Raw genomic sequence first — 14,689 nt, 5'->3', positions numbered from 1 at the left:
GGCCGGGGCGGGCGCGCCGTCGCCGTTCTCCACCAGCCCCTGCGCGGGTGTCGGGAGTCCGGCGTAGCGTCGGTCGCATGACACAGCGGTCGTGGTCGGTCCTGGGCGTCCCGTCGAGCGCGGCCGCCCACGGCCCCGGTCTCGAGAAGGCGCCCGCGGCGCTGCGTGCGGCCGGGCTCGTGGACGCGCTCCGGGCGCGCGGGCTCGTGGTCACCGACCAGGGCGACGTCGAGCCGGCCCGCTGGCGCGCGCACCACGTACCTGGGCGCCTGAACGATGTCGAGCGTGTCGCCGTGGGCGTCGGTCGCGTCCGCGAGGCGGTGGGGCGCGAGCTCCGAGCGGGTCGTGTGCCGCTCGTGCTCGGCGGCGAGTGCACCGTGACGCTCGGGGTCGTCGCCGCGGCCGTGGACGTGCACGACGACTGCGGCCTGGTCTACGTCGACGGCGGGCAGGACCTCTTCACGGTCGCGTCGCACCCCGAGGAGCCCATCGCCGACGCGACGGGCGTCGCCCACCTCCTCGACCTCCCGGGCGCGAGCCCGGAGCTGAGCGCCGTGGGGGCGCGACGACCGCTCCTGGACGCGCGACGGCTCGCGTTCCTCGGCTTCTCCGACGCCGAGGAGGACGAGGACGGCCGCGTCGCCGCGACCCGGGTCCCCGCCGCCGAGGTCTCCGCAGGTCCGGAGGCGGCGGCCCGTCGTGCCGTGGACGGCGTGGGCAGCAGGCCGTTCGTGCTCCACGTGGACGTGGACGTCCTCGACTTCTTCGCGCTGCCCGCCGCCGACGTGCCCGTCTTCGGGCGCGGGCTCGTCCCCGCCGAGCTGGAGCGCGTCGTGCGCGAGGTCGTCTCCGACCCGGACCTCGTCGCGGTCACGCTGGTCGAGTTCAACCCGGACCACGGCGGGTCGGCGACGGCCCGCGCGCTGGTCGACCTGCTCGCCCGCGCGTTCGCGCCCGGCTGACGCGGGGTACGGGCACCGAGGGCCGGGCGGGCCGTCAGAGCGGGGCGTCGAGCGTGCGCGTCCGGTCCCACGGCTCGGTCCAGCCGAGCCGGTCGAACAGCGCGTCGAGGATGCCGCCGGTGAAGCCCCAGACGAGGTGCTCGCGCCCGTCGGCCTCCACGAGGAAGCCGGGGCTCTTGTGCACCCGGCGGTCGCGGCGGACCGTCACCGTGCGGCGCCGGCCGGGGTCGAGCAGGTCGGCCACGGGGACCCGGAACACGTGGGCCGACTCGGCGGCGTCGACGGCGCGGACCGGGGTGGGCCGGGCCCACCACCCGAGCACGGGCGTGACGACGTGGTTGCTCACCGGCACGGGCAGCCGACCGAGCGTGCCGAGCACCTCGACGCCGTCCGGGTCGAGGCCCGTCTCCTCCTCGGCCTCGCGCAGCGCGCCGCCCACGGGGCCGTCGTCGTCGGGCTCGAGCCGGCCGCCCGGGAACGCGACCTGGCCCGGGTGGTGGCCGAGCGTCGTCGCGCGCGCGAGCAGGAGCACGTCGAGGTCGGCGGGGACGGCCGCGGCCGGGTGCTCCGCGGGCACCCCGTCGAGGACGCCGAAGAGCAGCAGCACGGCGGCGTCGCGCGCGTCCGGGCGCAGCGTCCCGACGGCGTGGCGCCACGGCTCGGGCCAGGCGCCGCCGTCCCGGGCGAGGGTCGCGAGCTGCGCGCGCGCCGACGCGCGCGCAGCCTCGGGCGGGGTCGTCACCAGCTCACCGGGAGCGGGCGGCCCTCCTCGTAGCCCGCGGCCGACTGCACGCCCACGACGGCGCGGTCCGCGAACTCGGCGAGGCTCGACGCCCCGGCGTAGGTCGCGGAGCTGCGCAGCCCGGACGTGGTCTGGTCGAGCAGGTCCTCGACGCCGGGCCGCTGCGGGTCGAGGAACATGCGGCTCGAGCTGATGCCCTCCTCGTACAGCGCCTTGCGGGCGCGGTCGAACGGCGAGCCGCCCGCGGTGCGGGCGGCGACGGCGCGCGCCGACGCCATGCCGAAGCTCTCCTTGTACAGGCGGCCCGTGCCGTCGTCGTGCAGGTCGCCCGGGGACTCGTAGGTGCCCGCGAACCACGAGCCGATCATCACCTGCGAGGCGCCCGCGGCGAGCGCGAGGGCGACGTCGCGCGGGTGGCGCACGCCGCCGTCGGCCCAGACGTGCTTGCCGAGCTCGCGCGCCGCGGCGGCGCACTCCAGCACCGCGGAGAACTGCGGGCGGCCGACGGCCGTCATCATGCGCGTGGTGCACATGGCGCCCGGCCCCACGCCCACCTTGACGATGTCCGCACCCGCCGCGACGAGGTCGCGCACGCCGTCGGCGGTGACGACGTTGCCCGCCACGACGGGGACGTCCGGGCCCACCGAGCGCACGGCGTCGAGCGCCTGGAGCATCTTGGCCTGGTGGCCGTGCGCCGTGTCCACGACGAGCACGTCCACCCCGGCCGCGAGGAGCTCCTTCGCCTTCGCCGCGACGTCGCCGTTGATCCCGACGGCGGCGCCGACCCGCAGGCGCCCGGCGTCGTCGAGCGCGGGCGCGTAGACCGACGAGCGCAGCGCGCCCTTGCGCGTGAGGACGCCGACGAGCGCGCCGTCGCGCGTCACGGGCGCGACCTTGAGGCGAGCGGTGTGGAGCTGCTCGTAGGCCGCCTCGAGCCCGGCACGACCGCCGTCGAGCACGGAGGCGTCGAGGACGAGGGGGTGGTCGGTCATCACCTGGTGGACCTGGGTGAAGCGGTCGACGTCGGCGCAGTCGGCCTCCGTGACCACGCCGACCGGTCGCCCGCCGTCCACGACGACCGCGGCGCCGTGCGCGCGCTTGCCGATGAGCGTGAGGGCGGTGTGGACGGTGTCGTGCGGGCCGACGACGACGGGCGTCTCGATGACGGGGTCCTTGGACTTCACGTCCGCGACGACGTCCGCCACGACGTCGGTCGGCACGTCCTGCGGGATGATCGCGATCCCGCCGCGGCGCGACACGGTCTCCGCCATGCGGCGCCCCGCGACGGCCGTCATGTTGGCGACGACGACGGGGATGGTCGTGCCCGTGCCGTCGGCGGAGGAGAGGTCGACGTCGAAGCGCGACGCGACCTCGGAGCGCGACGGGACGAGGAAGACGTCGCCGTAGGTGAGGTCGGTCGCGGGGGACTGTCCGGGCAGGAAGCGCATGGCTCCATCCTACGAGGTCGCATCCCGCCGTTGTCCGCACTGCGGAAGGAGAATTCCACGAACGTCGCGTCCGTGCGTCCGCGGCGCGAGTGTGCGTCAATGACGTGAAGGTCCCGTCGCCCGGCGCACCGCGGCGCAGGTCATCGGCCCGGACGGCCTAGAGTTGTCGGGCTGGTCGCACGGGAACGGAACGGAGCATCTGCATGAGCCTGCTTGGCACGATCACCTCGCCCGAGGACGTGCAACGGCTGACCCCGGGGCAGGCGCGCGAGCTCGCCGCGGAGATCCGGGCGTTCCTCGTCGACTCCGTCTCCCGCACGGGCGGCCACCTCGGCCCGAACCTCGGGGTCGTGGAGCTGACCATCGCGATGCACCGCGTGTTCTCCTCGCCCACGGACACCTTCGTGTTCGACACGGGCCACCAGTCCTACGTGCACAAGCTCCTCACGGGGCGCCAGGACTTCTCCGCGCTGCGCAAGCAGGGCGGGCTGTCCGGGTACCCGTCGCGCGCCGAGTCCGAGCACGACGTCGTCGAGAACTCGCACGCGTCCACCGCGCTCTCGTGGGGCGACGGCATCGCGAAGGCGAACGTCGTGCGCGGCCTCACCGACCGGCACGTCGTCGCGGTCATCGGCGACGGCGCGCTCACCGGCGGCATGGCCTGGGAGGCGCTCAACAACATCGCGGAGAGCCAGGACCGCCGGCTCGTGGTCGTCGTCAACGACAACGGGCGCTCGTACTCGCCCACGATCGGCGGCCTCGCGCACCACCTGTCGACGCTGCGCACCACGCACGGCTACGAGAGCTTCCTGCAGTGGGGCAAGCGCACCCTCAACCGGTCCGGGGCGCCCGGGCGGTTCGCGTACGAGTGGCTGCACGGCCTGAAGAAGGGCCTCAAGGACGTCGTCGCGCCCCAGGGCATGTTCGAGGACCTCGGCATCAAGTACGTCGGGCCGGTCGACGGCCACGACGTCGAGGCCATGGAGCACGCGCTGCGCCGCGCGAAGGCGTACGGCGCGCCCGTGATCGTGCACGCGCTCACCGAGAAGGGCCGCGGCTACACGCCGGCCGAGCAGGACGTCGCCGACCGCTTCCACGCCGTGGGCAAGATCCACCCGGAGACCGGGCTCCCGGTCGCGCCCTCGCGCTTCGGCTGGACGAGCGTCTTCGCCGACGAGATCGTCCAGATCGGGCGCCGGCGGTCCGACGTCGTCGCGATCACCGCGGCGATGCTCGAGCCGGTCGGTCTCAAGCCGTTCTCGCAGGCGTTCCCCGAGCGCACGTTCGACGTCGGGATCGCGGAGCAGCACGCCGCGACGTCCGCGGCCGGCATGGCGTTCGCCGGGCTGCACCCGGTGGTCGCGGTGTACGCGACGTTCCTCAACCGCGCGTTCGACCAGGTGCTCATGGACGTCGCGCTGCACAAGGCCGGCGTGACGTTCGTGCTCGACCGCGCGGGCATCACGGGCGACGACGGCGCGAGCCACAACGGCATGTGGGACATGGCGATGCTGCGCATCGTGCCGGGCCTGCGCCTGGCCGCGCCGCGCGACGAGGAGACCCTGCGGACCGCGCTGCGCGAGGCCGTGGACGTCGACGACGCCCCGACGGTCGTGCGGTACCCGAAGGGCGCGCTCTCGGACGCCCTGCCCGCCGTCGAGTCCGTCGACGGCGTGGACCTGCTCGCGGTGCCTGCGGGCGCGGGCGACGAGGCCGCTCCCGCCGCGGCGGCGCCGGGTGGTCCGCGCCGCGTCCTGCTCGTCGGCCTGGGCTCGATGGCCCGCGTCGCGCTCGACGCCGGGGAGTCGCTCACCGCGCACGGCGTCGACGTCACGGTCGCGTCGCCCACGTGGGTGCTCCCGATGCCGAGCGCGCTCGTCAAGCTCGCCGGGGAGCACGACCTCGTCGTGACGGTGGAGGACGGCGTCGCGGACGGCGGGGTCGGCGCGCTGCTGGCCCAGCGGGCGCTGGAGTCGGGCGTGCGCACGCCCGTGCACCCGATCGGCCTCCCGGCGCAGTTCCTCGACCACGCCACGCGCGATCAGGTCGTGTCCGCGTACCGCCTCACCGGGGCAGACGTCGCGCGCGACGTGCTGGACGCGCTCGCGGCGCTCGCACGCGGCTGACGACCCCTGCCGCGCACCCGGCTCCCGGGTGCGCGGCTCCGGACACGCGGACGGCCCGCGGCGCAGGTGCGCCGCGGGCCGTCGCGTCGGTCAGGAGTGGGTGACCTCGACCGCCTGCTCGACGACGGCGCGCAGGTCGCCGCCGGACGCCGCGTGCCACGCGCGCTGCCGGGCGGCGCCGTTGCCCCCGGACCACAGGCGCCCGAGCAGCTCGGTCACCGCGTCCAGGTCCCCGGCGTCGACGAGCGCGTCGCGCACGTGCGCGACGAGCTGGCCCACGACGTCGTGCGCGGGGGCCGGGCGCCAGGTGAGGGGCGAGACGAGGTCCTCCTCGAGGCCCGAGCGGCCGGCGCGCCAGGACGCGGTGCGCAGGATCTCGGGCCGCAGCTCGGGCGCGGGCGCGCCGTCGGCGGACTCGCGGGCCGCCGTCTCGACGAGGCCGCGGGCGAGCGCCGCGAGCAGCGTCGCGGTGTCCGGGTCGAGGCACACGTCCGCGACGCGGATCTCGACCGTGGGGTAGCGCGACGACAGGCGGGCGTCGAAGTAGACCATGTTCTCGTCGAGGATCGTCCCGGTCGCGACGAGGCCGTCGACCGCCGCGCGGTACGCCTCGGGCGAGCCGAACGCGCGTGTCGGGCCCGAGGTGGGCCAGCGCGACCAGACCTGCGACCGGAAGCTCGCGTACCCGCTGTCCTGGCCCTGCCAGAAGGGCGAGTTCGTGCTCAGCGCGAGGAGCGTCGCGAGCCACGGCCCGATCCGGTCGAGCACCGCGACGCCCTCGGTGTCGTCCGCGACGGCGACGTGCACGTGGCAGCCGCTCGTGAGCTGCTCGCGCGCGGTGAGGCCGAACGCGGCGCGCGCCTCGAGGTAGCGCAGGCGCGACACGGTCGTGCCCTCGAACGGCAGGGGAGACGTCGAGAGCGCGGCGACCCGGGCCCCGACGCGGTCCGCGGCCTCCTGGGCGCGACGCCGGCCCTCGCGGATCTCGGTCGCGAGCTCGTCGATCTCGCGGCGCGGGTGCGTCGCCGTCTCGAGCTGCTCCTCCATGAACTCCGACTCCAGCGAGCCGGTGCCTCCGCCCTTGTCGTCGGTGCCGGAGGCCTCGAGGGCCTCGGCCGCGCGGGCGACGGGCTGCCCGTCGTCGCCGACGAGCAGGAACTCTTCCTCGACCCCTACGGTGCGTTTCACCCGGGCAGTCTCACACGGATGCGCGCGGCACGTCCGGCGAGCGTGTGACGGGCGCCCGTGTCGTGCGTCACGACGGCGGCGCGGGGTCCCCGGCGGGAGGGGCCGGGGGCTTGTGAAGGTCATCACAAGACGTCCTCGACACGGGGCTTGAGGGGGCGAGGAACCGCGGGATCCCGCCATTCCTGCGGGGTCCCGCCCGCCTCGGGACCTAGGTCCCCGGGCGGTCCCGAACGCCTCCGCCACGGGCTCCGGGAACCTAGCCTGGAGGTGGCGAAGGAGCCCGTCGGAACCTCGGCCGAGGGCCCCACCCGGGACCTCGCGAGGCCGGCGGGTCCGGCCGGCGCGCGGACCCGCGCGTCAGGCACGAGGGAGGTCCAGATGACCAGCGTTTCCGAGGCAACCGGCACGACGAGCGGCGGCCGCGCGACGGGGGCGGGCGCCGTCGACCCGCAGCGCGACACCGCGCACGTCCCTGCGTGGGAGGGCTTCACCGACGGCCCGTGGCGCGACACGGTCGACGTGCGCGACTTCATCCAGCGCAACTACCGCCCGTACACGGGCGACGCGTCGTTCCTCGCCGGCCCCACGGAGCGCACGACGGGCATCTGGAGCACGCTGTCCGCCATGTTCCCGGAGGAGCGGGAGATGGGGATCTACGACGTGGACACCCGCACGCCCGCCGGCATCACGGCGCACGCGCCGGGCTACATCGACAAGGCGCACGAGGTGATCGTCGGTCTGCAGACCGACGCCCCGCTCAAGCGCGCGATCATGCCGAACGGCGGCTGGCGCATGGTCGAGGGCGCGCTGGAGACGTACGGCTACGAGGTCGACGAGACCCTGCGGAAGGTCTTCACCGAGTACCGCAAGACGCACAACCAGGGCGTGTTCGACGTCTACCCGCCGAACGTGCGCGCGGCCCGCAGCTCGCACATCATCACGGGCCTGCCCGACGCCTACGGCCGCGGCCGGATCATCGGCGACTACCGCCGCGTCGCGCTCTACGGCGTCGACGCGCTGATCGCCGCGAAGAAGCTCGACAAGCTCGGTCTCGACACGCAGCCCTTCAGCGAGAAGGTCGTGCGCGAGCGCGAGGAGCACGCGGAGCAGATCCGCGCGCTGGGCGAGCTCAAGGAGATGGCGGCCTCGTACGGCTACGACATCTCCGGCCCGGCGACGACGGCCCGCGAGGCCGTGCAGTGGCTCTACTTCGCCTACCTCGCCGCGGTGAAGGAGCAGAACGGCGCCGCGATGTCGCTCGGCCGCACGTCGACGTTCCTCGACGTGTTCATCGACCGCGACCTCGAGGCCGGCCGCATCACGGAGTCCGAGGCGCAGGAGATCATCGACGACTTCGTCATCAAGCTCCGCATCGTGCGGTTCCTGCGCACACCCGAGTACGACGCCCTGTTCTCCGGCGACCCGACGTGGGTCACCGAGACGATCGGCGGCATGGGCGAGGACGGGCGCCCGCTCGTCACGAAGAACTCGTTCCGGTTCCTCCAGACGCTCTACAACCTCGGCCCGGCCCCGGAGCCGAACATGACCGTCTTCTGGAGCCCGGAGCTGCCGCAGGGCTTCAAGGACTACTGCGCGCAGGTCTCGATCGACACCTCGGCCGTGCAGTACGAGTCGGACGAGCTCATCCGCCAGCACTGGGGCGACGACGCGGCGATCGCGTGCTGCGTGTCCCCGATGCGGGTCGGCAAGCAGATGCAGTTCTTCGGCGCTCGCGTGAACCTCGCCAAGACGCTGCTCTACGCGATCAACGGCGGCCGCGACGAGATCTCCGGCAAGCAGGTCTCGCCCGTGGCGGCGCCCGTCGAGGGCGACGTGCTCGACTTCGACGACGTCATGGCGAAGTTCGACGCGACGATGGACTGGCTGGCCGCGACGTACGTCGAGGCGCTCAACTGCATCCACTGGTCGCACGACAAGTACGCGTACGAGCGCATCGAGATGGCGCTGCACGACAAGGACGTGCTGCGGACCATGGCGTGCGGCATCGCGGGCCTGTCCGTCGCCGCGGACTCGCTGTCGGCGATCAAGCACGCGAAGGTCTCCGTCGTCCGCGACGAGCGCGGCCTCGTCGTCGACTACGTCACCGAGGGCGAGTACCCGACGTTCGGCAACGACGACGACCGGGCCGACGCGATCGCCGTCGACCTCGTCGAGCGGTTCATGGCGAAGGTGCGCACGCACCCGACGTACCGTGACGCGGTGCCCACGCAGTCGGTCCTGACGATCACGTCGAACGTCGTGTACGGGAAGGCGACGGGCAACACGCCCGACGGCCGCCGCGCCGGCGAGCCGTTCGCCCCGGGTGCCAACCCGATGAACGGGCGCGACACGCACGGCATGCTCGCCTCGGCGCTGTCGGTGGCCAAGCTGCCGTACGACGAGGCGCAGGACGGCATCTCGCTGACCAACACGGTCGTGCCGAGCGGCCTCGGGCGCACCAAGGAGGAGCAGGTCACCAACCTCGCCGGCCTCCTGGACGCCTACATCGGGTCCGAGGGGTACCACATGAACGTCAACGTGCTGAACCGCGAGACGCTCCTGGACGCCATGGACCACCCGGAGAACTACCCGCAGCTGACGATCCGCGTGTCCGGGTACGCGGTGAACTTCGTCCGCCTCACGCGCGAGCAGCAGCTGGACGTGCTCTCGCGCACCTTCCACGGCGCGCTCTGACGAGCGCTGAGGAGCCAGCCATGACCGTCACCCTTCCCGGCCCCGCCCTCCGCCCGTCGCGCGGGTGCGGCGTCGCCGGGGGCACCCTGCCCGACGACGCCACGCGCCTCGAGGTCCCGGGCGTCCCGACCTCCGCGGCCGAGCCCGCGGCGTCGGGCGCGCCCGTGGGCCACGCGCGCCGGGCCGGCGCGGGCCTGGACGGGCTGACGGTCGCGGACGTGGACCGGGCCGACAAGCTCGCGGCGATGCGCGCGGGCGAGCTCGGCTCGGTCCACTCCTGGGAGCTCGTCACCGCCGTGGACGGGCCGGGGACCCGGCTCACCGTGTTCCTCAACGGGTGCCCGCTGCGGTGCCTGTACTGCCACAACCCCGACACGTTCGCGATGAAGGACGGCAGGCCCGTCACGGCGGACGAGCTCCTCGGGCGCGTCCGGCGCTACCTTCCCGTCTTCCGGGCCACCCACGGGGGGCTCACGCTCTCGGGCGGCGAGGTGCTCATGCAGCCCGCGTTCGCGGCGCGCGTCCTGCGCGGTGCGAAGGCGATGGGCGTGCACACCGCGCTCGACACGTCCGGCTTCCTCGGTGCGAACGCGACCGACGCGATGCTCGACGACACCGACCTCGTGCTGCTCGACGTGAAGTCCGGCGACCCGGAGACCTACACGAAGGTCACGAGCCGCGACCTCGAGCCGACCCTGCGGTTCGGGCGGCGGATCGCCGAGCGCGGGCTCACCGGCCACGCGCCCGAGGTCTGGGTGCGCTTCGTGCTCGTCCCGGGCCTCACCGACCACCCGGACAACGTCGAGAAGGTCGCCGCGTACGCGGCGTCGCTCAACGCGATCCGGCCCGGCACGGTGACGCGCGTCGAGGTGCTGCCCTTCCACCAGATGGGCCGCGACAAGTGGGACGCGCTCGGGCGCACCTACGAGCTCGACGACACGCCCGCGCCGTCGGCCGAGCTCACCGAGCGCGTGCGCGGCCAGTTCCGCGCCCACGGCCTGACGACGTACTGACCCGACCCGCCGACGAGCGCCCGCTCGCCGAGACGGGAGAGGTGGCCCCGGACCGCCGTGCTCCCGGGGCCACTTCTCCCGTCTCGGCGGGTGCGCGCTCCCCGGGGCGGGGTCGGGTCGTAGGGTGCGCGGGTGCCTGCAGCGACCGTCGACGCCCACGACCCCCGATGGATCGACGCCGGGAGGCGGTGGACGGAGCGCGTCGCCGGCGCGCTCGCCGACCTCGCGAGCCCCGACGGCACGGGCCCGGTCGTCGTCGAGCACATCGGGTCGACGGCCGTCCCCGGGCTCGCGGCGAAGCCGATCATCGACCTCCAGGTGCGCGTCGCGCCGCTGCCCTCCGAGCCGGAGCTCGACGCTGCGCTCGGGCCGCTCGGGTTCTCGATCGAGCGCGGGGCGCGCCCCGACTCGCCCGGCGTGTACCGGGACGTCCCGCGCCCGGGCGCCGACCCCGCCCCCGAGCTCTACGCCAAGCGCCTGCTCACCCGCCCCGGTGACGAGGGTGAGCCGCCCGTGATCCTGCACGTCCGGCGCCTCGACTCGCCGTTCGCGGCGTACGTCGTCGCGTTCCGCGACTGGCTGCGCGCCGTCCCCGCCGAGGCCGCGGCGTACGAGGCGACGAAGCGCGACCTCGCCGCGCGCCACGCGGACGCCGACGACTACGACGACTACACGCGCGACAAGACGGCGTTCCTCGACGCGGCGCAGTCCCGGATGGAGCGCTGGACGGCGGAGGCCGGCAGGTCGTCGTGAGGGCGCCGGAGCGTGCCTGCGGCCGGGAGCGATACTGTGGTGATACCACGTCGGGAGGTGCGGGATGAGCGGCAACCAGATGGTCGTGCGGTTCACCGAGGACGAGAAGCGAGTCCTCGAGGCGGCCGCGGAGCGCGAGGGGCGCTCGCAGAACGAGATCGTCCGTGAGGCCGTACGACGGTACGGCGCGGAGCGCGACGCCCTCCGTGATCGACTGATCGCGGACGCGATCCGCGAGTACGGACCCGTGCTCGACAAGCTCGCCTGAGGTGGTCGCGTCGCGAGAGGTCGAGTACCTCGAGGTCGGGGACCTGCTCGCGGCGGCGCGCGCGCTGCTCCGGGCGGAGCCGGTCGTCCGCGACTGGGGTGCGCTCGACTCGGCCGTGCATCGTCCTCGCGCCTCGATGTTCGGTGAGGAGGCGTACCCGTCGCTCGACCTGAAGGCGGCCGCGCTGATGCTCTCCGTCGTCCAGAACCACGCGCTCGTCGACGGCAACAAGCGGCTCGGTCTCGTCGCCGTCGTCGTGTTCTACGGCATGAACGGTGTCGCGCTGCGTGCCCCCCACGACGACGTGTACGAGCTGACGATGTCGATCGCCGACGGCTCGACGCACGACGTGACGTACGTCGCCGAGTGCCTCGCTCGTTGGCACGCGTGACCGCGCCGCGCGCGGCGCTGCCCGACGTCGCCACCGCGCGGGCGGTCGTCGCGGACGCGGACGCCCTCGTCGCGCTGCTCGCGACCCTTTCCGCCGCGCCCGGGACGGCGCGCGACCAGGTGCGCGCCGCGTTCGGCGACAGCCGCGAGGAGAAGGTCCTGGCGCGCCTCGACACCGTCGACGTCGCGTCGCTGCGCGACGTCACGCGCGAGCGCCTGCGGCTCGGGGCGCTCGCGGACGCCGGTGTGCGGACGGTCGGCGAGGTCACGCGGCTCGGGCGCGACGGGCTGGAGAAGCTCCCCGAGATCGGCCCGCAGACGGCGACGCACCTGCTCGCCGCTGCCGAGCAGGTGGCGCGCGCCGTGCGCGAGAGCCTGCGCTTCCGGATCGACCTCACGCCGACGGACCCGGTCGCGACCGCGCTCGTCCAGGCGCTGCACACGCTCGACCAGGCCGACGCCGCCGTCGCGCGGTACGGCGACCAGGTGCGGGCCGCGCTCGCGGAGCACGAGCGCGTGCGCGCCGACGCGCTGGTGGCCGCGAGCGGGGCGCGCCGCCTGCTCGCGTGGGGCGAGCGGCGGCGTCGGGCGTCCGCGGCGGTCACGGTGCTCGCCGCGGTCGTCGAGCGGGCCCGGGTCACCGGGCTCGCCGAGGAGGCGCGGCGCGTCGTCGGGCTGCTCGCCGAGCCCGCGCGCCCGTACGACGTCTGGGAGGACTTCCGGCGCCGGTCCGCGGGGTACTACGCGCTGCTCGACGGCGTCGCCCCCACGGGCCGCGACGTCGCCGCCGCGGCCGGGCACCTGCCTGCCGAGCTGGTCGACCGCGTGCAGACGCAGGCGCTCGACGAGTCGCTGCTGACCGTCTCGCTTCGCGGGTACCAGGCGTTCGGGGCCCGCTTCGCGCTCGCCCAGCGCCGCGTCGTCCTGGGCGACGAGATGGGCCTGGGCAAGACGGTGCAGGCCGTCGCCGTCGTCGCGCACCTGGTCGCCCGCGGCGCGACCCACGCGCTCGTCGTGTGCCCGGCGAGCGTGCTGGAGAACTGGGTGCGCGAGCTGCGCGCGCACGCGAGCCTCCCGGTGCACGCCGTCCATGGCGAGGACCGGGAGGAGGCAGCCGCCGCGTGGCGCGCTGCGGGCGGCGTCGCCGTCGTGACCTTCGCGGGCCTGCGGCGCGCGGGGACCGAGGCGTTCGCGGCGGCGGCGCCGGCCGTGCTCGTCGTGGACGAGGCGCACTACGTGAAGAACCCGCTCGCGAAGCGGTCCGTGGCCGTCGCGGCCCTCGCGCGGACGACCGAGCACGTGCTGCTGCTCACGGGCACGCCCATGGAGAACCGGGTCGAGGAGTTCCGCACCCTGCTGGGCTACCTCCAGCCCGAGCTCGCGGCACGCCTCGACGCCGCGCACGGCGCCGCGGGCCCCGACGCGTTCCGGCACGCTGTCGCGCCCGCGTACCTGCGCCGCAACGCCGAAGACGTGCTCGAGGAGCTGCCCGAGCTCGTGCAGGTCGACGAGTGGGAGCGGCTCGGCCCGGTCGACGGCGCCGCGTACCGGGAGGCGGTCGCGGCGGGGTCGTTCATGGCCATGCGGCGGGCGGCGTTCGCCGTCGAGCACCCCGAGGACTCGGCGAAGCTGCGCCGGCTCGTCGAGATCGCGCGCGAGGCGGCCGAGAACGGGCGCAAGGTCGTGGTGTTCTCGTACTTCCGGGACGTCGTGGACGTGGTCGTGCGCGCCCTCGGCGACCTCGCGCTCCCGCCCCTCACCGGCTCCGTGCCCGCCCGCACGCGACAGACGATCGTCGACGACTTCACCGCGGCCGAGGACCCGCGCGTGCTCGTCAGCCAGATCGACGTCGGGGGAGTGGGTCTCAACCTCCAGGCGGCGTCCGTCGTGGTCCTGTGCGAGCCGCAGACCAAGCCCACGACCGAGGCGCAGGCCGTCGCGCGCGCCCACCGCATGGGGCAGGTCGAGACCGTCCAGGTGCACCGCCTGCTCACCGTCGACAGCGTCGACGAGCACCTCGTGCGCCTTCTCGGCACCAAGGCCCGGCTGTTCGACGCCTATGCGCGCCGCAGCGCGCTCGCCGAGGAGGTCGCGGGCGCGGTCGACGTGTCCGAGGCGTCGCTCGCGCGCGCGGTGGTCGACGCCGAGCGCGCCCGGCTGTTCGTCGACCCGGCCGTGACGTCGGTCGAGGACGCGCCCGTCGCGGGAGCGCCCACCGACGAGGTCCCTCCCGCCGGCGCGCTCGGTCACGCGACCGAGGACGCGCCCGCCGAGCACTGACGCGGCCCGGGCCTGCGCCGTCGTCGCGCTCGGCACCGGGACGGGGCATAGCGTGGCGTCATGACCGAGATCGACACCTTGCCCGCGCTCACCCCGCTGCGAGAGGACTGGTCGACGGCGCTCGCGGTCGTCGCGCACCCGGACGACATGGAGTTCGGCGCGGCCGCCGCCGTCGCGCGGTGGACCGCGCAGGGCAAGCGGGTCGTGTACTGCATGGTCACGAGCGGCGAGGCGGGGATCGACGGCATGGACCCGGACGAGGCGCGCCGCGTGCGGGAGGCGGAGGAGGTCGAGTCCGCACGCATCGTCGGCGTCGACGAGGTCGAGTTCCTCGGGCTGCCCGACGGCGTGCTCGAGTACGGCCTCACGCTGCGGCGCGCGATCGCGGGGGCGATCCGCCGTCACCGGCCCGACGTCGTGATCACCGGGAACTACCGCGAGACGTTCCCGGGCGGGATGCTCAACCAGGCGGACCACGTCGCGACGGGGCGGGCCGTCGTGGACGCCGTGCGCGACGCGGGGAACCGGTGGGTGTTCCGCGAGCAGGTCGAGTCGGACGGGATCGAGCCGTGGGGCGGCGTGCGCCAGGTGTGGGTCGCCGCGTCGCCCGACGCCCGGCACGGCGTGGACGTGAGCGCGACCTTCGACGCGGGCGTGGCGTCCCTGCGCGCGCACGCCGCCTACCTCGACGGCCTCGACTGGGAGGACTTCGACCCGGCGGCGTTCCTCGCGTCGATGAGCGCCCCGACGGGCGAGCGGATGGGCGTGGAGCACGCCGTGGCGTTCGAGCTCCTGCTCATGAACGGAGAGGACTGACCCACCCCC

At 74.7% G+C, this 14,689-nt stretch carries 12 protein-coding genes; 9 read left to right on the top strand and 3 right to left on the bottom strand.

Going from position 1 to position 14,689, the window contains the following annotated elements; translation table 11 throughout:
* Positions 1 to 77: 77 nt before the first annotated feature.
* The gene (locus B8281_RS13910) at positions 78 to 962 is read left to right on the top strand and encodes an arginase family protein (protein ID WP_085388035.1); all 885 of its coding nucleotides are present in this window, start codon (positions 78 to 80) and stop codon (positions 960 to 962) included.
* 34 nt (positions 963 to 996) lie between these two features.
* On the opposite strand, the gene B8281_RS13905 is transcribed toward B8281_RS13910, so the two are convergent.
* Entirely contained in the window at positions 997 to 1,704 is a 708-nt protein-coding gene (locus B8281_RS13905; RefSeq protein ID WP_144682611.1) for a CoA pyrophosphatase, read from the bottom strand.
* Positions 1,701 to 3,152, bottom strand: a complete 1,452-nt coding sequence (locus B8281_RS13900) for a GuaB1 family IMP dehydrogenase-related protein (RefSeq protein ID WP_085388034.1) — start codon at positions 3,150 to 3,152, stop codon at positions 1,701 to 1,703. Before B8281_RS13900 ends, B8281_RS13905 begins: the two co-directional genes overlap by 4 nt.
* Before the next feature lie 203 nt (positions 3,153 to 3,355).
* On the opposite strand from B8281_RS13900, the gene dxs reads away from it, so the two are divergent.
* Positions 3,356 to 5,278: a 1-deoxy-D-xylulose-5-phosphate synthase gene (gene dxs, locus B8281_RS13895; protein WP_085388033.1), complete on the top strand. Its 1,923-nt coding sequence runs from the start codon at positions 3,356 to 3,358 to the stop codon at positions 5,276 to 5,278.
* 90 nt (positions 5,279 to 5,368) lie between these two features.
* Here dxs and B8281_RS13890 read toward each other — a convergent pair whose 3' ends face one another.
* Positions 5,369 to 6,466 (bottom strand): glutamate--cysteine ligase, encoded by a 1,098-nt coding sequence (locus B8281_RS13890; protein WP_232322574.1) that lies wholly within the window; start codon positions 6,464 to 6,466, stop codon positions 5,369 to 5,371.
* Positions 6,467 to 6,844: 378 nt separating this feature from the next.
* On the opposite strand from B8281_RS13890, the gene pflB reads away from it, so the two are divergent.
* The 7 genes from pflB to B8281_RS13855 all read left to right on the top strand — a co-directional run bounded on the left by pflB (position 6,845) and on the right by B8281_RS13855 (position 14,680).
* Positions 6,845 to 9,160, top strand: coding sequence for a formate C-acetyltransferase (pflB, locus tag B8281_RS13885; protein ID WP_061268197.1), 2,316 nt, complete (start codon positions 6,845 to 6,847; stop codon positions 9,158 to 9,160).
* Between the two features lie 20 nt (positions 9,161 to 9,180).
* On the top strand, positions 9,181 to 10,173 hold the full coding sequence (gene pflA, locus B8281_RS13880) for a pyruvate formate-lyase-activating protein (protein ID WP_085388031.1): 993 nt from the start codon (positions 9,181 to 9,183) through the stop codon (positions 10,171 to 10,173).
* 132 nt (positions 10,174 to 10,305) lie between these two features.
* Complete coding sequence (locus B8281_RS13875; protein WP_085388030.1) at positions 10,306 to 10,926, top strand: GrpB family protein; 621 nt, start codon at positions 10,306 to 10,308, stop codon at positions 10,924 to 10,926.
* Between the two features lie 64 nt (positions 10,927 to 10,990).
* The gene (locus B8281_RS13870; protein ID WP_085388029.1) at positions 10,991 to 11,194 is read left to right on the top strand and encodes a ribbon-helix-helix protein, CopG family; all 204 of its coding nucleotides are present in this window, start codon (positions 10,991 to 10,993) and stop codon (positions 11,192 to 11,194) included.
* Position 11,195: 1 nt separating this feature from the next.
* Positions 11,196 to 11,585: a type II toxin-antitoxin system death-on-curing family toxin gene (locus B8281_RS13865; protein ID WP_085388028.1), complete on the top strand. Its 390-nt coding sequence runs from the start codon at positions 11,196 to 11,198 to the stop codon at positions 11,583 to 11,585.
* Complete coding sequence (locus B8281_RS13860) at positions 11,582 to 13,864, top strand: DEAD/DEAH box helicase (RefSeq protein ID WP_157446637.1); 2,283 nt, start codon at positions 11,582 to 11,584, stop codon at positions 13,862 to 13,864. Before B8281_RS13865 ends, B8281_RS13860 begins: the two co-directional genes overlap by 4 nt.
* Before the next feature lie 60 nt (positions 13,865 to 13,924).
* A complete protein-coding gene (locus tag B8281_RS13855) occupies positions 13,925 to 14,680 on the top strand; it encodes a PIG-L deacetylase family protein (RefSeq protein WP_085388026.1) in 756 nt (251 codons plus the stop codon).
* Positions 14,681 to 14,689: the final 9 nt, after the last annotated feature.

It is taken from the genome of Cellulosimicrobium sp. TH-20, assembly GCF_002105775.1.
GTDB lineage: Bacteria > Actinomycetota > Actinomycetes > Actinomycetales > Cellulomonadaceae > Cellulosimicrobium > Cellulosimicrobium funkei.
The sequence above is the reverse complement of the archived record's forward strand: the minus strand, read 5'-3'. Positions and strand labels throughout refer to the sequence as shown.